Origin of the sequence: Cyanothece sp. BG0011, from assembly GCF_003013815.1 — a bacterium.
Lineage (GTDB): Bacteria > Cyanobacteriota > Cyanobacteriia > Cyanobacteriales > Microcystaceae > Crocosphaera.
The window spans coordinates 1-20,276 of record NZ_PRLH01000202.1 but is presented as its reverse complement, the minus strand read 5'-3'; the positions used below and the strand labels follow the sequence as shown (position 1 = coordinate 20,276).

General features: G+C 35.3%; 21 protein-coding genes and 1 pseudogene. 13 read left to right on the top strand and 9 right to left on the bottom strand.

The window, feature by feature from the left end; translation table 11 throughout:
• The first annotated feature begins 161 nt into the window (after positions 1-161).
• The 7 genes from C4E06_RS26210 to C4E06_RS26180 all read left to right on the top strand — a co-directional run bounded on the left by C4E06_RS26210 (position 162) and on the right by C4E06_RS26180 (position 2,965).
• Positions 162-803 carry a hypothetical protein gene (locus C4E06_RS26210; RefSeq protein ID WP_107671279.1) on the top strand — a complete coding sequence of 214 codons (642 nt, stop codon included), beginning with the start codon at positions 162-164 and terminating at the stop codon, positions 801-803.
• 1 nt (position 804) lies between these two features.
• A complete protein-coding gene (locus C4E06_RS26205) occupies positions 805-1,068 on the top strand; it encodes a type II toxin-antitoxin system HicB family antitoxin (RefSeq protein WP_107671278.1) in 264 nt (87 codons plus the stop codon).
• Between the two features lie 4 nt (positions 1,069-1,072).
• The gene (locus C4E06_RS26200; RefSeq protein WP_035823911.1) at positions 1,073-1,297 is read left to right on the top strand and encodes a DUF433 domain-containing protein; all 225 of its coding nucleotides are present in this window, start codon (positions 1,073-1,075) and stop codon (positions 1,295-1,297) included.
• Entirely contained in the window at positions 1,294-1,626 is a 333-nt protein-coding gene (locus C4E06_RS26195) for a DUF5615 family PIN-like protein (protein WP_107671277.1), read from the top strand. Before C4E06_RS26200 ends, C4E06_RS26195 begins: the two co-directional genes overlap by 4 nt.
• A 67-nt stretch (positions 1,627-1,693) precedes the next feature.
• Positions 1,694-2,110: a XisH family protein gene (locus C4E06_RS26190; RefSeq protein ID WP_107671276.1), complete on the top strand. Its 417-nt coding sequence runs from the start codon at positions 1,694-1,696 to the stop codon at positions 2,108-2,110.
• A complete protein-coding gene (locus C4E06_RS26185; protein ID WP_107671275.1) occupies positions 2,098-2,439 on the top strand; it encodes a XisI protein in 342 nt (113 codons plus the stop codon). The genes C4E06_RS26190 and C4E06_RS26185 overlap by 13 nt, the downstream gene beginning before the upstream one ends.
• Before the next feature lie 67 nt (positions 2,440-2,506).
• Positions 2,507-2,965: a universal stress protein gene (locus C4E06_RS26180; RefSeq protein ID WP_107671274.1), complete on the top strand. Its 459-nt coding sequence runs from the start codon at positions 2,507-2,509 to the stop codon at positions 2,963-2,965.
• Positions 2,966-3,022: 57 nt separating this feature from the next.
• Here C4E06_RS26180 and C4E06_RS26175 read toward each other — a convergent pair whose 3' ends face one another.
• On the bottom strand, positions 3,023-3,553 hold the full coding sequence (locus C4E06_RS26175; protein ID WP_107671273.1) for a DUF4330 domain-containing protein: 531 nt from the start codon (positions 3,551-3,553) through the stop codon (positions 3,023-3,025).
• 205 nt (positions 3,554-3,758) lie between these two features.
• Here C4E06_RS26175 and C4E06_RS26170 point away from each other — a divergent pair, with 205 nt between their 5' ends.
• Both C4E06_RS26170 and hisB read left to right on the top strand, forming a co-directional pair.
• The gene (locus tag C4E06_RS26170) at positions 3,759-4,163 is read left to right on the top strand and encodes a hypothetical protein (protein WP_107671272.1); all 405 of its coding nucleotides are present in this window, start codon (positions 3,759-3,761) and stop codon (positions 4,161-4,163) included.
• Between the two features lie 53 nt (positions 4,164-4,216).
• The gene (hisB, locus tag C4E06_RS26165; protein WP_107671271.1) at positions 4,217-4,867 is read left to right on the top strand and encodes an imidazoleglycerol-phosphate dehydratase HisB; all 651 of its coding nucleotides are present in this window, start codon (positions 4,217-4,219) and stop codon (positions 4,865-4,867) included.
• Positions 4,868-4,923: 56 nt separating this feature from the next.
• Here the strand turns inward: hisB and stpA are convergent, their stop codons facing one another.
• On the bottom strand, positions 4,924-6,192 hold the full coding sequence (gene stpA, locus C4E06_RS26160; protein ID WP_107671270.1) for a glucosylglycerol 3-phosphatase: 1,269 nt from the start codon (positions 6,190-6,192) through the stop codon (positions 4,924-4,926).
• Positions 6,193-6,436: 244 nt separating this feature from the next.
• Between stpA and hisC the strand changes: the two genes are divergently transcribed.
• Positions 6,437-7,483, top strand: coding sequence for a histidinol-phosphate transaminase (gene hisC / locus C4E06_RS26155; RefSeq protein WP_107671269.1), 1,047 nt, complete (start codon positions 6,437-6,439; stop codon positions 7,481-7,483).
• Positions 7,473-8,288, top strand: a complete 816-nt coding sequence (locus C4E06_RS26150; RefSeq protein ID WP_107671268.1) for an inositol monophosphatase family protein — start codon at positions 7,473-7,475, stop codon at positions 8,286-8,288. The genes hisC and C4E06_RS26150 overlap by 11 nt, the downstream gene beginning before the upstream one ends.
• Here C4E06_RS26150 and C4E06_RS26145 read toward each other — a convergent pair.
• A complete protein-coding gene (locus C4E06_RS26145) occupies positions 8,275-8,760 on the bottom strand; it encodes a DUF29 domain-containing protein (protein ID WP_107671267.1) in 486 nt (161 codons plus the stop codon). The genes C4E06_RS26150 and C4E06_RS26145 overlap by 14 nt on opposite strands.
• Before the next feature lie 273 nt (positions 8,761-9,033).
• On the opposite strand from C4E06_RS26145, the pseudogene smc reads away from it, so the two are divergent.
• Positions 9,034-12,697: pseudogene (smc, locus tag C4E06_RS26140) on the top strand (chromosome segregation protein SMC).
• A gap of 193 nt (positions 12,698-12,890) precedes the next feature.
• Positions 12,891-14,021: a helix-turn-helix domain-containing protein gene (locus C4E06_RS26135; RefSeq protein ID WP_107671266.1), complete on the top strand. Its 1,131-nt coding sequence runs from the start codon at positions 12,891-12,893 to the stop codon at positions 14,019-14,021.
• A 79-nt stretch (positions 14,022-14,100) separates the two neighbouring features.
• Here C4E06_RS26135 and C4E06_RS26130 read toward each other — a convergent pair whose 3' ends face one another.
• The 6 genes from C4E06_RS26130 to C4E06_RS26105 all read right to left on the bottom strand — a co-directional run bounded on the left by C4E06_RS26130 (position 14,101) and on the right by C4E06_RS26105 (position 20,070).
• Positions 14,101-14,433: an MgPME-cyclase complex family protein gene (locus C4E06_RS26130; protein WP_107671265.1), complete on the bottom strand. Its 333-nt coding sequence runs from the start codon at positions 14,431-14,433 to the stop codon at positions 14,101-14,103.
• A 197-nt stretch (positions 14,434-14,630) separates the two neighbouring features.
• Positions 14,631-15,353 (bottom strand): pyridoxine 5'-phosphate synthase, encoded by a 723-nt coding sequence (locus C4E06_RS26125; RefSeq protein WP_107671264.1) that lies wholly within the window; start codon positions 15,351-15,353, stop codon positions 14,631-14,633.
• 84 nt (positions 15,354-15,437) lie between these two features.
• On the bottom strand, positions 15,438-16,193 hold the full coding sequence (locus tag C4E06_RS26120; RefSeq protein ID WP_107671263.1) for an FkbM family methyltransferase: 756 nt from the start codon (positions 16,191-16,193) through the stop codon (positions 15,438-15,440).
• 209 nt (positions 16,194-16,402) lie between these two features.
• Complete coding sequence (locus C4E06_RS26115; RefSeq protein ID WP_107671262.1) at positions 16,403-17,092, bottom strand: glycosyltransferase family 2 protein; 690 nt, start codon at positions 17,090-17,092, stop codon at positions 16,403-16,405.
• A 295-nt stretch (positions 17,093-17,387) separates the two neighbouring features.
• Positions 17,388-19,385, bottom strand: coding sequence for a DNA phosphorothioation-associated putative methyltransferase (locus C4E06_RS26110; protein WP_107671261.1), 1,998 nt, complete (start codon positions 19,383-19,385; stop codon positions 17,388-17,390).
• A gap of 13 nt (positions 19,386-19,398) precedes the next feature.
• Complete coding sequence (locus C4E06_RS26105) at positions 19,399-20,070, bottom strand: Uma2 family endonuclease (RefSeq protein WP_107671260.1); 672 nt, start codon at positions 20,068-20,070, stop codon at positions 19,399-19,401.
• Positions 20,071-20,276: the final 206 nt, after the last annotated feature.

The window sequence follows — 20,276 nt, the reverse complement described above, 5'->3', positions numbered from 1 at the left end:
GAACTGCGAGAGTCTAGGGATTATTATGGAGATATAACGAGTTACTACTTTTAATTTCCAAGATACTTATCTTTATAGTCAACTTAAATCGGCAAAAGACAAACAATCTTTAGCAGAAGTTTTGCAAGTTATGTTTATTGTTTTGAAAGAATATAACTTGTTTGACTCAAAAAAATAAGATAAATTTCGATGATTTTAATATCAACAATTCAAAAATAGAAGAAATAGATATATTGACACTATTGTATCGAGAAGTAAAAGCATTAGGAGAATTTCACGAATGTTTTTCTATCGCTAAACAAGGAAATTCAATCACAATTTATCCTTATGGTTCACCATTGCTAGATGAACAAGTAATTAATCAAACGTTAGAAGGACTCGAAAATTATCCTTATATATTAGACAAATTTAAGCATATAATAAAAAGCTATCAATCGGCAGAAATAGAACCTTCTCCACATAAATATAGCGATGTAATTACAAATTTACATAAAGTAATAGAAATGCTTTTGAAAACAATTTTAGAGAATGAAAAATCATTTGAAAAACAAATAAAAAATATTACCCAAGATGACAAACTAAGTGATTTAGGGAAATTCTTGAAAGATATAAATATATCAACGCATATTAGAACTATGCTGTCTGAGATTTTACCTAAATATAAAGATTATTCCAATGATTTTAAACATGAAAATCCCTCTGGAAACTTAATTAATAAACCAGAAGTTGAATTTATGATCTATTTGACTGGAACAATCATTCGGTTTCTAACTCAAGCAAACAAAATAAGCAAGGAAAACTGAAATGAACTTTTACACCGTCATACTCCGAAAAAGTACAGATTATTGGGTTTCATTATGTCTCGAAAACGGATTAGTGGGACAAGGAGAAAACCCAGAACAAGCTATTGATAAACTAAAAGAAGTTATTGAATCTTTTTTAGAAGTTTATAATACTGAAGATAATGTTTATTCTTGTCCCGTTCATATTGATGAACTCCATGAATTTTTAACCATTGAAGATTCAGAATCTTCTGGAATCTACGAACTAAGAAAAGTTTATGCCTAACATTATGAATTACCAAGATATTATCACCATAGAACCTGGAAAACGTAGCGGAAAACCTTGCATTAGAGGGATGAGAATTACTGTTTATGATGTTCTCTCTTATCTCGCTTCAGGAATGACTTATGAGGAGATTTTAGAAGACTTTCCTTATTTAACAAAAGAAGATATTTTAGCTTGTCTTAGTTATGCAGCAGATAGGGAACGTCAAACCTTAATTATTCAATCATGAAACTCCTTTTTGATCATAATCTCTCCCCTAGTTTAGTCAACCGATTAGCTGATTTATATCCCAACTCGAATCATTTATATTTGATGGGATTAGATCGAGAGAATGATAATATTATCTGGGAAATAGCTAAACAACAAGATTACATTATTGTTACCAAAGATTCAGATTTTAATGAACTCTTGATATTAAAAGGATTTCCTCCTAAAGTGATTTGGATTCGTATCGGTAACTGTTCTACTCGAATGATAGAATCATTACTGAGAAATAATTATGAAATTATTAGTCATTTTTCACAAGACAATAGCATAGGAATAATAACTTTATCTTAAAATAGGGCTTAGTATTTGGCGATCGCCTATAATAAAATCATCCCCTAAAATAAGTATAAGGAGGAAAATGCCAGCAAAAGATACTTATCATGATGCTGTTAAAAATGCTTTAATTAAAGAGGGTTGGACAATTACAGCAGATCCTTATAGAATAAAATACAAAGATGCTGAATTATTTGCTGATTTGGCAGCAGAAAAACCTATTGCTGCTGAACGCAGTGGACATAAAATAGTTGTTGAAATCAAAAGCTTTTTAAGTCCTTCTCCTATGAGAGATTTTGAAATTGCTTTAGGTCAATATATTTTATATCGAAACTTAATCAATCTTACTGAACCAGAATACCAAATTTATTTAGCTATTAAAGATAGTATTTATGTAAACTTTTTTGAAAGAGATTCTATCAAAGACATTACCAAAATAAATAAATTACTTTTAATTGTTGTTGATATGGAACAAGAGGAAATTTTACAATGGATAAACTAGAAAAGTATCGCCAATCTATCAAAAAAGTTCTAACAGAATATCATGAATGGGTTTCAGGTTCATCCAACTTAACAAGAGAAAGCTGTCTTATTTTTGATGACGTACATGATCAATATATGTGGCTGTTTATGGGATGGGAAGGGAAGAAAAAAATTAGAAATATTCATGTTCATATACGCATAAAAAATAATAAAATTTATATAGAAGAAGATTGGACAGAAGAAGGTATTGCTAATGAATTATTAAGAGAAGGTGTCCCAAAAGAGGATATTGTTTTAGCTTTTTATGATCCCGAAACTCGTAAACATACAGACTTTGCCATTGCTTAAATACTGATATTTAACTGAGGGAAATAGATATAATTGAATTATTCAAGTTAAACAATAAAAGAGGATAATGATGTATAAAAAAATATTAGTGGCGTTAGCTTCTCCTGATGACTGTCAAACATTGTTTCCTAAAGCGTTAACAATAGCGAAAAAAAATAACAGTCTTTTAAAGCTATTTCATTGTATTAATTCAGAGGTTTATTTTACCCCTTACGGAACCTTTACCACAGAAGAAGTGACTCAACTACTTCCTCAATGGCAAGATAGTTTAGAAGGAGAACAACAACAAACAAAACAATGGTTGACAGAATACGCTCAAAAAGCATCCTCAGAAGGAATTGCCGCAGAATGGGACTCTACCATGGGAAATCCTAGTTCTTCTATTGTTAAATTAGCAAAAAAATGGGATGCTGATTTGATTATTATGGGACGTAGAGGATTGACTGGCTTAGAGGAAATGTTATTAGGAAGTGTGAGTAATTATGTGGTTCATCATGCCCCTTGTAGTGTATTATTAGTTCAATAAAAAAAGTCATAAACCGTAGAAAGTTCATGACTTTATGATCAGCAAATAGTGATATTTTTAGTTCATAATTCTGACAGCAATGGTACTGGTATTAAAGTTATAATCTTTACCTTCTAACTCGATTAAAGTACCAATTTTAACTTTTTGTTGGCCCACAACTGCACCGGTATCGGTAATTTGTGCATCACCTCTTAAGGTGAGAATCATGTCTTGAAAATAAACAACTTCTGGTCTAGGATCAGGGAGAGCTTTAACGGAGCCATCTGGCTGAGGCACAACAGTGGTTCGAGGAAGGGGTTTAATGTCTTTAATCTCAAACTCCCCAGAAGGTTGATTACGGATAACGATATTCGTCTTTTTCGTCTCACTAAACTGGTTAATGAGTGCTTGGGGATCACTGACTCCTAAACCCCGTACAATGACATCGACTTCGATGGGTTTACTAGCAACTTGAGCAATGGTACTGGTTCCGGACTTACCAGGAACGACAAAAATGCCCACAATTACCAAAAAAATAGCTAAAGCTGCCCCTAAATCTAGGATACTAATTTTTCCGAATAAACGGCCTTTAGAATCTAATAGTTTCATAAATATACTTCAGTTTGTGTGAAAAGTAGGGTTATAACAAGATAGTCAACTGTCTTTCCCATGGGGAACAGACAAATTGGAGCAATTCTATCATAGTCTTTACCCATTGAGTATGAATGACGGTTATTTTAGTCAAAAGTATCCCGAACCCTAGAGAAATTGCTATGCTAAGGATAAATTAACTAATTAATGAGGAGGAGAAACTGTGAGAAATTACTTGAAATCAATTATTTGTCTTGGGGTTTTCTCTATTATTTTGCCTTTTAGTTTACCTACTTTTTCTTTAGAAACTAATATTAATATTAATCCGATAGAAATTGCTCAAAATAGAACCCCAAATACCTATGTTAAAGTGCAAGATATGAATAGTTTAGTGATGCAAATAGATGAGGGGGACTATCGATTTCGAGGTATATTAAAACGGGCAGGATCGACAGAATTTATCGGTAATGATCGTCAGTCTCGCGTCGTTTTTAACCCTTATAGTGGTCATATCATGGTGTTTAATGTAGCTACAGGAACAGAATTTTATAATTATTATATTGAGCCGGTTTCTGGTGTCGGCGAAGATCCGAGTACCATGTGTGATCCTGAGACAGAACCCTGTTAGATGTCATAATATAATTAGCTCTAAGATTATTGTTTTTACTTAAGACTAAATCTATGCAAACTCACAATACACCCCGTCCTCATTCTTCTCCTATTATTCCTCCCTTTCCTGATAGAATCGCTACGGTTACTCGTACGACGAAAGAAACCGATGTACAGGTTAGTTTAAATTTAGATGGTCAAGGTAATTGTACAGCAGAAACTGGTATTCCTTTCCTTGATCATATGTTACATCAAATTGCTTCCCATGGCTTAATTGACTTAGAAATTAAAGCAACTGGGGACATTGAAATTGATGATCATCATACCAACGAAGATGTGGGAATAACCTTAGGCCAAGCATTAGGAAAAGCATTAGGCGATCGCAAAGGAATTGTTCGCTTTGGTCACTTTTTAGCCCCTTTAGATGAAGCTTTGGTTCAAGTTGCTTTAGACTTTTCTGGACGGCCTCATTTAAGCTATGGTTTGCAAATTCCTACCGAAAGAGTAGGGACTTATGATACACAATTAGTGAGAGAATTTTTTGTTGCTATTGTTAATCATAGTCAGATGACGCTACATATTAAACAACTCGATGGTATTAATTCCCATCATATCATAGAAGCGACCTTTAAAGCCTTTGCCAGATCCATGAGAATGGCCTTAGAAATTGACCCCCGTCGCGCCCATTCTATCCCTAGTTCAAAAGGGGTTTTAATGGCATAATTTTTGACCCCCCCAAACCCCCCTTTTAAAGGGGGGTATAGAGAACTATCCTCCCATTATTGACGTTGTTTGGCTGCTTCTTGGAAACACTGGATATACTGTTGATATCCTCCAGGAAAAGCAACATTTAAACTTAAGGGATCATCTTTATCTCTGGGATCGCCAGGCCCTTCAACAACATAAGTTTGACCATTATTTTCTTCGAGTTTAAGGGGTTTTCTGTTCTTAACTTCCCCTGCACTACTATCAATATAAACGATCAGATTACCCGTGTTAAATTCTTGGCCAATTTCTTGAATGAGTTGTAAAAATCCGCGATCGCTTCCTCCTCTTCCAAAGCTTAAGTTACCATTATTTTCTACTGCTTTACTGGTGACAGTATCCCCTACACCGACAATGGTTGGCATTTGTTCAGGCTCAAAATTCTCTTTAATTAAAGCAACTAATTGATGATGGTTTCGTGGTGCATTTCTCACACTAAAATCTTCTCCTAGGGGATAGTTTCCCGTACGTTGATAATAGTAACGGTTCAAAATGCCTAAAACTCCAACCTCTTTAATGCCTCCTTTTAGCATAAATTGAAAGTCAGTGGTTCCTGAGTCTTTCCCCTTAGCTTCTTGCATAATTTCTTGTCCTTCTTCATCCCTTCCTAAGTTAGGTGCATAATGAATAAAAAAGGAATCTTCTAACCCTTCATTAGCAGCTTTGGCTAATAAATCATCCATTAATTGTTTAATATGTTGTTGCAGTTGAAAATAATAATCTTCTTCCTTAATAAATACCTCATGAAAGACGTTTAAGTTGGCAGTGGGAGAGACTTTATTATCTAAGATAGAAGCTTGAATATAATCGGCGATCGCATTATCATCTAGATTGTGATCATTGTTAGCAAAAAAGTCTTTAAAACTCCCTTTAATATACTCAGGAACCCTTGCTAAAAAGTCCAATTCTTTATCACTAACCCCAGGGTGACAAACATTACCATGACGATCTTGCCATTGGACTCCACCCCCTGCTAAACCGGGTAAATAAAAGCCTTTTTCTTTAACCAAATTCGGATCACCATAGGCCCGTTCTATAATTAAATTAACCCCACGTTTTCCGATATGTTCCCCATTGGTTAATACATAAAAATGTCCGTTGAATGATCGGGTTGCTTCGATATAATTAGTATCCATCACTCTCGTTAAGGGATCTTTAACTAACCCCATACAAACCCCGTCAAGGTCTTGTATAATTAATAAGTTAGGTTCATTGGCTAATACGTTGATTAAGCCTTCATGATCCAAGGATAAAGTACGTTCATGGAGGGGTAAAGAAGACATAGACATGATTAAGTTAACATTAGAATTCTACAAAAAGATCGCAAAGTCTTAAAATTGTTTTTATTGTATCAGAAAATGGTTTTTAAATACTTGCAACTAGCCAAAATTACTTATTTTTTCTTAAGAAGATTATTGTTAGGTTAAAGTTATAATAAATCATAGCTAATTAAATTTCTTGATCAGACTCAATAATGCAGAATGATCAGGAAAATTAATTCTAAATTCTAAATTCTAAATTCTTAATATGTTACCCATTAGAGACTGTGTTCAACAAACCCCTGGTTATGTTCCTGGAGAACAACCCCAAACCACTGATTATATTAAACTCAATACTAATGAAAATCCCTATGCACCTCCTGATGAAATTTTTAATAATTTAGAAGAAGAATTAAAAAAAGTTAGGTTATATCCTGACCCCGTTTCGACTAAACTCCGTAAAGCAGCCGGTGAGGTATTTGGCTTTTCTTATGAGCAAATTTTAGCAGGGAATGGGTCAGACGATATCTTAAATATTGCCTTAAGAACCTTTGTTAATCCTGGGGAAACAGTGGCTTTCTTAGACCCCACTTACTCCTTATACGAAACCATTGCCAAGGTACATGGGGCAACGATTAAAACCATTTCAACTAATGAAAAGTTTGAGTTAGATAGTCCTTTAATTTGTCCTGAAGCTAAGCTTATTTTTGTTGCTTCTCCTAACCCTCCTCTCGGCAAACATTTAAACCGTAAATACCTTAAAGAAACTTGTGAGAAAGCAACAGGTGTTGTCTTAATTGATGAAGCTTACGTTGACTTTTCTGATGAAGATCACTGGGAGTTTATCAAAGAATATGATAATGTGATTGTTTCCCGTACCATGTCAAAAAGCTACAGTTTAGCAGGAATGCGTGTGGGTTTTGGTATTAGTTCGCCAGAAATTATTGAAGAAATGAATAAGGTGAGAGATTCTTACAATTTAGATAGAATTGCTCAAACATTAGGAACGAATTGTTTTCAATTTGAAGACTATTTTAAAGGTATTTGGCAGCAAGTTAGGAGTACCCGAAACCGTTTAATTGCTTCCCTAAGAAACTTAGACTTTTTTGTGTTTGACTCTGATGCTAACTTTGTCCTTGCGTCTCCTCAATGGATAGAAGCATCAAACCTCTATACTAAACTAAAAGAGAGAAAAGTTTTAGTGAGATACTTTAAACATCCTCGCATTAGTAACTATGTCAGAATTACCGTAGGAACGGATGCAGAAATTGATCGTTTATTAGAAGTGGTTGAACAGTTGAAAAATGAATCATGAAACTTTAGAATTGAGAGCTAGATTAGCTAACAAGTTAGCTGACGTATCTGGAAACATTATTAAACAATATTTTCGTCAAAGTAATCTAGCGTCAGAAACAAAAATAACAGAAGTTTCTTCTATCGTTACTATTGCCGATCGCCTAGCAGAAAATGCGATGGTGGATCTGATCAAAAAAGAATGTCCTGATGATGGCATTATCAGAGAAGAAGGAGAGAATATCAACTCAAATAATGGTTATGCTTGGGTACTCGATCCCATAGATGGAACCGCTTCTTTTGTCAAAGGTTTACCTATTTTTGGCACATTGATCGGTTTAGTTGATCTTAAGAATAACTCACCTTTATTAGGTTGTGTCAATCAACCTATCTTGCAAGAAAGATGGTTAGGAATAATAGGTAAACCGAGCATTTTTAATGATAAAATTATCAATAATCCTTACAAAAATAATGATAATTATCCCTTAGAAAAAGCTTGTCTGACTTCGACAACTCCCCTGATGTTTATTACTCCCCGTCAACAAGCGATCGCCTCTCGTTTACAAACCCTGTGTCGTCGCACTGCATTTGGCGGAGATTGTTACAATTATGTATCGTTGGCCATGGGATGGTCTGCTATGCCCATGATTATTTTAGAATCAGACTTAAAATACTATGATTTTTGTGCTTTGATTCCTATCATAAAAGGGGTAGGGGGAATCATCACAGACTGGTCAGGAAATGCCCTTAATAGCCATTCTACAGAGGTTTTGGCCGCTTCTAACCTAAACTTACATCAACAAGCTTTAAACGTTATTTTGAGTTAATATTGAGTAAGGGTGGATACCAATCATCGTCTAATATTTGTTCAATTGTGAATGGACATTTTACAGGTAAATTAAAAGTTAAATTAGCAGTTTCAGCTTTTAAGTTAACCTGTTTCAAAGCTTTATTATAATTCTTGTCAAGATTATTTTCAAAATGCTGATAATAATTTTTAGAATCTAAAAAATCAGATAAATCGTTCCTAAAATTATTGATCTCAATCTTCCAACCAGAGAGATAAAAGTCTCGATTAATAGTCCAATAAGCATATAATAATAAATGAATTAATAATTGACGAGTCAAACTGTTAATTGCTCGCTTATCACTTACTCCCAATGATTCTATTTCCTCTTGTAAGTTACTCCAATCTAAAGCACTAACATCCTTATTTTTGAGTGCGATTACTTGTTGATCAATCCATTCTCCAAAGTCTAATTCATATAAGGTTTTATTGTCTTTTTCTACACTTGTCATAAAGATATTTTCTTGCTAAATAGTATGTTGAGCTAGTTTGAAATCTACTCTTTTATTAAAGTTATTGTAAACTAAATTTATTGTATCATATCAAAAGTTCTAAATGTTAGGAAAAGATTGCAATTACTACTCAAGTGACGCGATCGCAACTTAGTCGTCATAAATAAATGTTAGTTCTTTTGAAACTTTTGTACCCCTAAAGGGGTCGTAACTTGTTAAACTAGATAGATCAGCTATTTTATAGCTTTCGATTATACTATCCTCATCGCGCCTATGGTTCATGTTAAGCGCATCGAATTATCTCATTTTAAATCTTTTGGTGGCACCACTGCCATTCCTTTTTTGCCTGGGTTTACTGTCGTATCAGGTCCCAATGGCTCAGGTAAATCTAATATACTCGATGCTTTATTATTTTGCTTGGGGTTGGCTACCTCTAAGGGAATGCGGGCCGAACGTTTACCTGATTTAATTAATCATAATCATAGCAATAATCGTAAGACTCAGGAGGCTTATGTTTCTGTTACTTTCGATGTGTCTGATCTAACAGATTTAGAAGAATTTAGTCGAGATAATCCTCCTGTTACTAAGATAGCATTAACTGAAGAAAATAACAATAATGGTCAGGGAAATCAGACAGAAGAAACTAACATAGAAAATAGTTTAATTACCAGCAGTGAATGGACAGTAACTCGACGGTTACGAGTGACCAAAGGGGGAAGTTATTCCTCGACTTATTATATCAATGATCAACCTTGTAATGTTAGTCAACTTCATGAACAATTAAACCGTTTAAGGATTTATCCGGAAGGCTATAATGTGGTGTTGCAAGGGGATGTTACCCGCATTATTAGTATGAATGGGAAAGAGAGAAGAAATATTATTGATGAATTAGCAGGTGTAGCAGAATTTGATCGCAAAATAGAGAAAACAAAAGAAACGTTAGAGGAAGTCAGAGAAAGAGAAGAACGCTGTCAGATTATTGAAACTGAGTTAAAACGGTCTTTAGAACGGTTAGCTGCTGATAAAATTAAAGCAGAAAAATATAAAAAATTAAAGCAACAAATACAGGAAAAACAAGGATGGGAAACGGTATTAGTTTGGAAGTTATTACAACAAAAAATATCTAATCTGAAAACTCAAATTACTGTAGGAGAACAAGAGGAACAAAAATTAAATCAAGGGATTAATGAACTAGCTGAAAAGATAAAAGAAAATACTGCTAAACTCGAAGACTTAAACCGTCAGGTCAAAGCATTAGGAGAAGACGAACAGTTAACCGTTGCTTCTCAGTTAGCGACACAAAAAGCACAACGAAACCAACGTCAACAGAAACAAGAAGAATTAGACAATCTGATTCAACAAACCGAACAAGAAATAAGCGAAACTGAAATAATTATTAACCAACAACAGCAAAACTTATCTCAACTCACCCAAGATAAGAATAGTCTGCAGCAAGAAACATTACCTCTCTTAAAAGAACAAAGAAATCGGACTTCTCACACCCTAGAAATGGCCAGACAACAAGCAGCCGCAGTAGCAGAAGCGTCTGACGCTTGGGTACAAGAACAAGCAAAATTAAGCCGTCAAATTTCCACTTTACAAGATACATTAAACCCTCAGCTAACCCAACAAGCACAGCTAACAGAACGATATCAACAGTTACAAAATAATATTAATGATGAAACACAGCAACTAGAAACCATTGAAACAGAATTCAACAACCAACAACAAGAATTTAAGCAATTATCCATTCCCCATGAAGAAAAAATACAACAACTTGCTCAACAACTATCTACCGCAGAACAAGATAAAAGTATCCTCGAAGAAACCCAAACCCGTTTAGATAAAGAATATCGAGAAAAACAAAGACAATTAGACCGTTTAGAAGCCTCTCAACAGGCACAACAAGAAGCCCAAGGAACCTACGCAACCCAACTTATTCTAAACTCTGATTTACCTGGCGTTTGCGGTTTAGTGGCACAATTAGGACAGGTTAAACCCACTTATCAATTAGCCCTAGAAATTGCAGCCGGATCACGATTAGGTTATGTTGTAGTTGAAGACGATACCATAGCAGCTGCAGGAATTAAGCTATTAAAACAAGCAAAAGCAGGACGAGCAACCTTTTTGCCCCTAACAAAAATCAAACCCTATCGTGGGCAAAACAATAATAGTTTACGCCATGCACAAGGGTTTATTGATTTAGCTGTTAATTTAGTGCTTTGTCGCCCTGAACATGAAAAAATATTTTCTTATGTTTTCGGGAATACAGTTGTGTTTGAAACCTTAAATGATGCCAGACACCACTTAGGAAAACAGCGCATTGTTACCCTAGAGGGGGACTTATTAGAAACCAGTGGGGCCATGACAGGAGGAAGTCGTCCTAAACGTTCATCAATTCGTTTTGGAACTTTAGTTCAAGGAGAGTCCCATGAAATTAAATCCTTAAAACAAAGATTAACTGATTTAGAAGAGTTACTATCTCGTAACTTAGAAAAATTACAAAGAAATCAGAGCAAATTAAACAATTCTACCACGAGTTAACCGAAGCAAGACAAAGCGGAAGAGAACAACAATTAAAACGGGAGCAATTAGACAAAGAAATTAAACGATTAAACGGACAACAAGAAAATTTAAGTTTACAGTTATCTCGTCATAAACAAGAAGCAGAAACCTTAGACAGTCAATTAAAAATTCTGGCTGCTGAAATTCCCCCATTAACCACAGAATTACAACAAAAACAAGACAGACTAAGAAAGTTAGAAGAATCTCACACCCATAGCGAATGGCAAGAAATTCAAACCCTAATAAAAAGTCAAGAAACCCAACTCCAAGAAAGAGAAAATGAACTGCGTCTAGGAGAAAATAAACTGCAAGAAATTAACCGTCAGTTGTCCTCTTTAGAGGAAAAAATTAAAGAAAATCAAGATAAAATAGAAGCACAAAAAAGCAATATTGTCAAGTTAAATGATGAAAAAATTGACATCAAGGAACAGCTAGAAACCGTCAACAATAAAATTAGTAACTTAGAACAACTATTAGAAGAATTAACCCAAAAATTAGGAGAAACCAAAAAAGAACGGGACAACACAGAAGAACAGTTAAAAACAGTACAAAAAAATCATCAACAAAAAATCTGGAATTTAGAGAAATTACAAACGACACAACAAGAAAGAAAAGAGAGTTTAATTAGTTTAAAAGAAGAACAAGAAAGCCAAAAAACTGAATTACCCCACCCCTTACCAGAAGTCCCCTTACTGTCAGAAATAGATGAAACGACCACAGACTTAACCCCTCATATTGAACAACTACAAATAGAAATTCGTAACGGACAAAAACGCTTAGAAGGGATGGAACCCGTTAATATGTTGGCCTTAGAAGAACATCAAAAAACAGAAGAAAGATTAAACGAACTCACCGATAAATTAACCACCATTCAAGGAGAGAGAACCGAACTATTATTAAGGATAGAAAACTTTACTACCTTAAGATTTAGGTCATTTAAAGAATCCTTTGACGCAGTAAATGAGAACTTCCAAAACATATTTGAAACCCTTTCTCAAGGGACGGATACTTACAATTAGAAAACGAAGAAGACCCCTTTCAAGGGGGATTAAATCTCGTTGCACACCCCAAAGGAAAGCCCGTACAACGGCTAAGTTCCATGTCTGGGGGAGAAAAATCCTTAACCGCTTTAAGCTTTATTTTCGCCCTACAAAGATATCGTCCTTCTCCTTTTTACGCCTTTGATGAAGTGGATATGTTTTTAGATGGGGCAAATGTGGAAAGACTCTCAAAAATGATTCAACAACAAGCACAACAAGCACAGTTTATTGTGGTTAGTTTACGTCGTCCTATGATTGAAGCTTCCCAAAGAACTATCGGTGTCACCCAAGCAAGAGGAGCTTATACTCAAGTTTTGGGGATAAAATTGTAAAAAAATTAATGTAAGGTGGGCAAAGATTTGAGCCATGATGATAAGTCGAGATAAGTATCTAATTTGCCCACCCTACAATCTCAAATTCTGTTAAATTGTAATCGTAACAAATGTTACTATTTCCTAACATGGAATCTACTTTCTGTGATTATGCGTCACTCCTTTTAAAATCCTATTAACCATAAAGATACCAATGAGTAAATATAGTTCTACGCAAGCTGAACAAATTAAAAAAATTGCCACTTATCTCAAGGAACAACGAGTTAAACAGGGTTTAAGTATTGAACAAATAGCATCAACGACTTTTATCCGTTTACCCATGCTCAAAGCCTTAGAAAGTGCTGATATTGAACAGTTACCCGAATTAATCTATGTACAAGGGTTTATTCGTCGTTACGGGGAAGCTTTAGGGATAGATGGACACAGCTTATCCCATCAAATTAACGCTTCTGAGCAAGAAAAACCGACTATTTCCCCTAACTTAGTCGCTGCGCCTCCTCAAGAATCTAACATCGGTCAAGAGGTTCCTGCTACTTTAGTGAATGACGATAATAATAAATCCGTCGCCGTTAAATCTAAACCTCGCACCTTAGTCCATCCTTCTGACGAAACCGCCGAACCCTCTGAGGTTTCCTGGCTCAAACAATTGAAATTATACTGGATTTACTTGGTGGTGTTAGGAGGAGCCATTGCAGGATTATTTTATCTCTTTTCCCGTCCTCCTGCCACAGAACAAACGGCCCAAACTCAAGAGACTGAAACGGTTACTCCCTCAACCGAACCAGAAGCAACCACGGCAGTGAGTCCCCCTGTCACCGAACCAGAAACAACCACTGCACCCAGTCAAACAACTCAACCGAGTTCTACTGCGACTCAACCAGCAGAAACCGCCCAAATCACTGAAAATACTAATCCTATTACCCAACCCGAAACCATTATTTCTTCTGAGGAACCCTCCCCTATTTTAGAGTCTCCCCAAGAAACCCCAGAAGAAAGCACTAGCCCATCTGAGGTAACTGAAACAACCGCACCCACACCACCAGAAACCGCCGAGGATACCACCAGCGAACCGGCTACCGAAAAAGCCATTACCGCTGCATTGCAACTCGAAGGAGACTCCTGGTTGCAGGTTAGTGTCGATGGTAAGGTCGAATATGAAGGAATTTTAAAAGAAGGCGAGCAACAAAGTTGGGATGCTCAAGAAACCTTAACCATTCGTGCTGGCAATGCAGGGGCCGTTAAATTATCAGTAAATGATAAACCAGCAGAAGCTATCGGAGCGTTAGGGGAGGTGAAAACCGTTGAAGTAACCCCCGATAGTTAATAGTAGGGGCGAACGGTGGTTCGCCCTTTTATCTGTTGAAAAAATCAACTTTTTTGCTCTTTTTTTCTGATATTTATCGTTAGGATGAAACAGATTCTAAAGAGGCAATGGGGTCAGGAATACTAGAAGAAGGGGCTTCAAATTCCCCTTTAACAACGTATTCTAAACGTAATTTCAACCAGGTGATAAATTCAGAATTTTTAGAAATAATGGCGGCAGAAGGTTGAGGACATTTTGCTTTAATTTCAGCAAATTCTGGAGCTTCAATAAAAGCTGGCTGTTTAACTAACCAAAAGTCAATTTCTTTGTTTTGTTCTTGGTAGTTTCTGACTCTTTCTCTCAACACTTCATCCAGGGGTTCTTCTTCTAAAAGAAAGCGTTGACTAGCTAAAACGTAATGGTAGGTGGTCATTGCTGAATAATTAATTGCTATTTACCCAATTACCATTATTCAACTCAAGGGGACATTATAGGTCAGGGTTTATTAATAATTTATAATTCCTTTGAGGCAGGAGGCAGTTTTGTCGTTGTGTAGGGTGGGCAAAGTTTTTTATTTTACAGATAGTCTCGATAAACTTCTCATTTGCCCACCCTACCGTCAGATTTTATTTATAAACAGTCTCTCATGGCGAGTTTCATCTCTCTAACGGCCCTTTCCATCCCCACTAATACCGCACGACTCACAATCGTATGACCGATATTTAATTCTTCCATGCCTGGTAAACAAGCCACAGGATAAACATTAATATAAGTTAATCCATGACCCGCATTAACCCGCAATCCTAAGCTTAATGCTTGCTCACAGCCTAGTTTTAAAGATTCTAATTCTTTTTGACGGATGTCTGCATTCGGTGCATCGGCATATTTTCCCGTATGCAGTTCGATAAACTTGGCTTGAGTCTCAGCCGAAGCTTTAATTTGTGCCTCATCTGCGTCAATAAAGAGGCTGACAGGGATGTTTGCACTTTGAAGACGATCCACCACGTTTTTTAACTTTTCGAGGCTTCCAGCGATATCTAAGCCCCCCTCTGTGGTGACTTCTTCCCGTTTCTCTGGCACAAGGGTAACGTAATCGGGTTTAACATCCAGGGCGATCGCTACCATTTCCTCAGTGGCAGCCATTTCTAGGTTAAGGTGGGTGCGAACGGTTTCTCGTAGTATGCGAATGTCTCGGTCTTGCATATGACGGCGATCTTCCCTTAAATGTGCCGTAATGCCGTTTGCCCCTCCTAACTCGGCTAAAACGGCGGCCGCAACGGGATCGGGTTCTACGGTTCGTCTGGCTTGGCGAATGGTGGCAACGTGATCAATATTAACACCCAGTGTGAGCAATTTTGTGTCTCCTTTTATTTTAACCCTTTTCTAATTTATCAAAAAAAACTAATATTTTTAACCATGTTTTTTTAGCATAGATTTTTAGTTCCAATTTTTATAAGCACGCAGAGGACTTGAGTTTTTAACAAAAATAAAATCTCCACCAGTCAATGCTCCATCATAAGGTCGATAATGCAGATCAACAATGTCATATAAGCAATAGTCATTATCAAAGAAAACATCCATAATGTCTCTAGGAGTAGCGCGATTTAGATAGGCATCTAAACAACCAAACTCTATCATAAACATTTCAACTGTTTGAAGTAGAGAAGTTGCACCTTTAAGAGCTTTTAATTCACTCCCTTGGAGATCAAGTTTGACTAAATCTGGTTGAATATTATATTCTTTGGCAATATTATCTAATGTGTCAACTTTAATGTTTACTTTAATCTTGGCTTCCCCCTGAACATGGGATTGCAGCGAAGCACTCATTGCTGTTTTGGGATCTCCCCAAATATTAAATTGGGATTCGCCAGGAGTTTCCCCTACTCCCCGTTGAATTATTATAGGATGAGGCATTATATTGGATAAGTTTTTCTTTAATTCAGCTTCGATATGAGGATTCGGCTCAATTGTTACTATTTGCGAGCCTGGAAATATCTTAAAGGCAGATTTAGTCCAAAATCCTTTAAAAGCACCAGCGTCAATGATTTGTTTAGGGGCAAAACCAATAGATTGAGCGTGACTTAACCGATTTTCCCAGGTTGGCATGAGGTTAACCGAGTTATTTTTTTTTATGATCTCTACGCCAAAAGGCACTAACCATTGATTAACTACGTTTGCCAATTTTCTTTTCATAAGGATTTTTTAAAAATAACTAACTTTAAGTGTAATCACCCCATTTTATACCAAATCTGCCTATGATAGTAGAGTAAAAATTTTAGCTAACATTGATCGCTGCTTTTGTTGGTTAGTCTACTTGGTAAAGCGGATTTGGTATTATCCCAATTTGAATTCAACGGACTCAAAAATTAAAAGGTGAACTCCATGGCTTTAATCTGATAATATTAGCCAAATAAATTATATTTCAAAATACAATAAATTGCTTGAAATCCATCTTTCCACCCAATTTTTTTACCCTCTTTATAGGTTCTCCCATAATAGGAAATACCAACTTCATAAATACGACATCCCATTCTGGCAACTTTTGCGGTAATTTCTGGTTCAAACCCAAAGCGACTTTCTTTAATTTTAATAGATTGAATCACTTCTCGTTTAAAGGCTTTATAACAAGTCTCCATATCCGTTAAATTAATATTAGTCAACATATTGGATAAGGTGGTTAAAAATTTATTACCTACCATGTGCCAATAATAAACAACTCGGTGGGGACGACTTCCCTGAAAACGAGAACCGAAAACTACATCCGCTTTACCTTTTACGATGGGTTCTATCATTAACGGATATTCTTGAGGATCATATTCTAAATCAGCATCTTGAATAATAACAATATCACCAGTTACGGCTGCAAAACCTGTCCGCAATGCCGCCCCTTTTCCCTTATTTTTATGATGATAAATAACTTGATCCACTTCACATTCTAGCTTAGATTGTAGCAGTTCTCTGGTTCCATCCGTTGAACAATCATCTACTATCACAATCTCACAATTTTTCACAGGAGATGCTTTTACTGCTTCAATCACTTGACCAATAGTCCCAATTTCATTAAAACAGGGAATCACAACAGATAATTTCATTTTCTAGACTTCCCACACACCACATTTGAGCAATTTTCTTATTCCCAAGACTATAACAATAGGAACTCGGATATGTCAATTAAGAAAATTTAAGCCAACGAAACCAAGAGACAATCATTAAGTATAAATAGTTCCTCTATTTATACTTTTTTAATTTTTTATAAGAATTAATATTGAAGCTACTGTACCATTCAAGTTTTATAAGGTGGGCAAAATTTTCTTATTTATAGGTAGTTGACACAAGTTTTTGATTTGCCCACCCTACGGTTTTCATATTTTCTCTAATAATTAATATTTATGTTGTCCCTTTAGATTTTAATTCATAGCCTTCTAAAATTAAATTATTTTCTTTTAAACAGTCTAACCATCCTAACAAACGATTCACTTGACGATAATCCTCTAATAATCCTAATTCTTGTTCTTTTTCCGTTAATTGTTTAAAGGTTTCATAGAAAGGATACTCAGGAGACACTAAACTATCTTTATAATGTAAAATCGGGGGATTATCATCTTCTGCATAGTCAGAATAATTAACCCGTAAATTGCTTAATTGAATTTGCATCCGACTGTGTAGGGTAGGATGGGGATTATTATCAAAATCGGGATAAAATAGATAAGTAATTTTAGGAATACGCCAAGAAAATTGGATGACATTTGCTTCTTCTAGTCTTCCCACCGTACGACTGGCGCAACCTTCATATAAGCGTAATAAAGGTTCTAAAGTTTCTAAGACACTAATATGAACAAGTAGGGAATTTTTCAGTTTTCTACCAATGGTTTGCTTTTGACACAGTTGAGCAATAATTTCTAAATTTCCTACTTGATATAACATAGCATCAGCCATGATACAAGCACTATTATAACTACCAAATAATGACTTAATATCTTGTTTAACTTCTGGGGATAATTCCCGCATTTTTGGACGACGATCAAATTGACTTAAAGCCAAATATAATAATAAATCTTGACGACGTTTTTCTGTAATCATATCCCAATCATCTTCTTGAGTAACTTGTAAAATAACCTTAAATGCTTGGCGAAAACTTCTAAATTCTTCTTTTAATTCTACCTCATTTTTTAATTCTCCTTTGGCTGGTAATCGTCCTCGTTCGGTGTAAAATTCCATTAAGGGTTGTAAGAGGTATTCATAGTCTTCAAATCGTCTTACTTTCGTAATTAATCTTGGGGTTTTTGCCCTAGAATGGAAGCGAGAGGCGCGGAATTTTTGTGCCTCTAGTTCATCTCGAAACACTAAATAAATACCTAATCCGATGGGGATTGAATCAACCTCTAAAACTTGATCAATATAAAATTTTAGTTCTTCTTGTTCATAATACTTTTGAAAGGTATTACGATTAGTAATGATCCCATCTCCATAGGCAATCACACCTCTATCTCTATCATCGATTAAAACCTGGGCAGAAACAATTAAAATTTTATTAGTTAATTCCCAAGCATTAACTAATGCTTCCCGTCTCTCATTAATATCTTCAATGACATTAATGACATAACCCAAGTTGACAATATCAGCGATCGCTTTTTGATTATCGGGACAATAATAAGGGTCCCATCCTTGACTTTTATAACCAGCTTCGGCAATTCTTTCGACATCTCCCCCGTAACCACATCCATAGTCAAAAAATGTGGTTTCTTCCTCGAATAATAATAAATCTAATGCTAACCGAACGGGACGAGATAAGGTATTTCTAATAATAGCAGCTTTATGTCTTTCGATTTGAATACTTACGGTTTCTTTCGGAAAAATAGGACAATGACAAGCTAAATAATGCTCCTCAAAAATAATTCGTTTACGACTTAATCTTTTTTCCCATTCCTGTTTAGTTCCGATAGGCGCATTTAATGTTAATAATTCTAAGGCTTCCTCCATTTTAGTTAAATGCTTAAACAGTTCATAGTGAGGATAATCAGAGGTAATAAAGGTTTCTTTTCTATGGAGAATAGGAGGATTTTTTTTCTTTTTGTAGTCCCAATAACTAACTTGTTCTGTATCTAAATTAACAACAATACTTAAGATTAATGCTGGATGAGGATCACTATCAAATTGGGGATAAAATAAATAGGAAATAATGGGCTTATCTGTGTTAAATTTTATGATAGTTGCCCCTTCAACATCTTCGGTTAGTCTGGCTTTTTTTTCATATTCCTGTAATCTTAGATCAAGATAATTAATGGCACTAACATGAACATAGAAAGCCGTTGGTAACTGTTTACCGATAGAACTTTTTTTACAACAATAAATAATTTCGTTAAAATAATCAGTGGTGAGGAACATAATAATTGTGAATTTATTCGGGTAAATCTCCAAACTGTTGACGATATTTTTCTAACATAGATTCCATTTCAGACACCTTTTGTTTTTCCTCTTCTAACTCAGTTTCTTTTTGTTTCAAAGCGGCTGCTAACTCTTCAGGAATTAATAATTTTTCTCCTGTATCTTCTCGATAAAAACCAATTAATTGACCTTCAACTTTTAACTGTAACTGTAAAGGTTCACTGCGGTTATCTTCAATAATTTCGTAAACATTATTTCTTAAACGATAACCTTTCAATTTTTCATTAATCCATTCCCCTTTAGGATCAAATAACCAATATTCTTGAACTCCTAATTGTTCATATAATGTCTTTTTAAATTCTTGATCTTGACTTTTTGTCCCTGGAGAAGTCATCTCGAAAATAACTTGAGGAACCTCTTTTTCTTCCCATATTTTATAATTATCTCGTCCCCCTGGTTCCACATTAAAAATGACCATAACATCAGGGGCAACTCGCATTCTTGGAAGTCCCTGACTATAATACATAAATTGATTCCCTAATACTGTCGCTTGCTGTCCCGATAAATACTGTTTGAGGACTTCTAATGTGGTTAAAATAGCATATAAATGAATATAAGTTTCTGCCACAGGTTCACCATCTGAACTGGGATAAATAATATCAGTTTTAGAAACTGCTTCTAACATAAACTGTACACTCTTCATTCAGTTTTTTGTTGTCTTCTTAACATTGTACGCAAATATGCTCAATTTGGAGTAGTCAGAGATAGCTAAATCTTCTACAATTGGATTTAGTTACAAAACTTCACACATTAAGAATATGGCCATTAATGATCGTAAAAAACGCATTCTCGAACACTTAAAACAAAGTACAGACGGAACCTCCTATATTT

What these genes read in the sequence shown, in the direction of transcription:
- C4E06_RS26120 (WP_107671263.1), bottom strand. Translation starts at nt 16,193, where the DNA reads ATGAAAAGAAAATTGGCAAACGTAGTTAATCAATGGTTAGTGCCTTTT.
- hisB (WP_107671271.1), top strand. Translation starts at nt 4,217, where the DNA reads ATGCAAACTCACAATACACCCCGTCCTCATTCTTCTCCTATTATTCCT.
- C4E06_RS26105 (WP_107671260.1), bottom strand. Translation starts at nt 20,070, where the DNA reads ATGTTAGAAGCAGTTTCTAAAACTGATATTATTTATCCCAGTTCAGAT.
- C4E06_RS26185 (WP_107671275.1), top strand. Translation starts at nt 2,098, where the DNA reads ATGGATAAACTAGAAAAGTATCGCCAATCTATCAAAAAAGTTCTAACA.
- C4E06_RS26135 (WP_107671266.1), top strand. Translation starts at nt 12,891, where the DNA reads ATGAGTAAATATAGTTCTACGCAAGCTGAACAAATTAAAAAAATTGCC.
- stpA (WP_107671270.1), bottom strand. Translation starts at nt 6,192, where the DNA reads ATGTCTTCTTTACCCCTCCATGAACGTACTTTATCCTTGGATCATGAA.
- hisC (WP_107671269.1), top strand. Translation starts at nt 6,437, where the DNA reads ATGTTACCCATTAGAGACTGTGTTCAACAAACCCCTGGTTATGTTCCT.
- C4E06_RS26115 (WP_107671262.1), bottom strand. Translation starts at nt 17,092, where the DNA reads ATGAAATTATCTGTTGTGATTCCCTGTTTTAATGAAATTGGGACTATT.
- C4E06_RS26150 (WP_107671268.1), top strand. Translation starts at nt 7,473, where the DNA reads ATGAATCATGAAACTTTAGAATTGAGAGCTAGATTAGCTAACAAGTTA.
- C4E06_RS26130 (WP_107671265.1), bottom strand. Translation starts at nt 14,433, where the DNA reads ATGACCACCTACCATTACGTTTTAGCTAGTCAACGCTTTCTTTTAGAA.
- C4E06_RS26110 (WP_107671261.1), bottom strand. Translation starts at nt 19,385, where the DNA reads ATGTTCCTCACCACTGATTATTTTAACGAAATTATTTATTGTTGTAAA.
- C4E06_RS26195 (WP_107671277.1), top strand. Translation starts at nt 1,294, where the DNA reads ATGAAACTCCTTTTTGATCATAATCTCTCCCCTAGTTTAGTCAACCGA.
- C4E06_RS26205 (WP_107671278.1), top strand. Translation starts at nt 805, where the DNA reads ATGAACTTTTACACCGTCATACTCCGAAAAAGTACAGATTATTGGGTT.
- C4E06_RS26190 (WP_107671276.1), top strand. Translation starts at nt 1,694, where the DNA reads ATGCCAGCAAAAGATACTTATCATGATGCTGTTAAAAATGCTTTAATT.
- C4E06_RS26200 (WP_035823911.1), top strand. Translation starts at nt 1,073, where the DNA reads ATGAATTACCAAGATATTATCACCATAGAACCTGGAAAACGTAGCGGA.
- C4E06_RS26180 (WP_107671274.1), top strand. Translation starts at nt 2,507, where the DNA reads ATGATGTATAAAAAAATATTAGTGGCGTTAGCTTCTCCTGATGACTGT.
- C4E06_RS26175 (WP_107671273.1), bottom strand. Translation starts at nt 3,553, where the DNA reads ATGAAACTATTAGATTCTAAAGGCCGTTTATTCGGAAAAATTAGTATC.
- C4E06_RS26145 (WP_107671267.1), bottom strand. Translation starts at nt 8,760, where the DNA reads ATGACAAGTGTAGAAAAAGACAATAAAACCTTATATGAATTAGACTTT.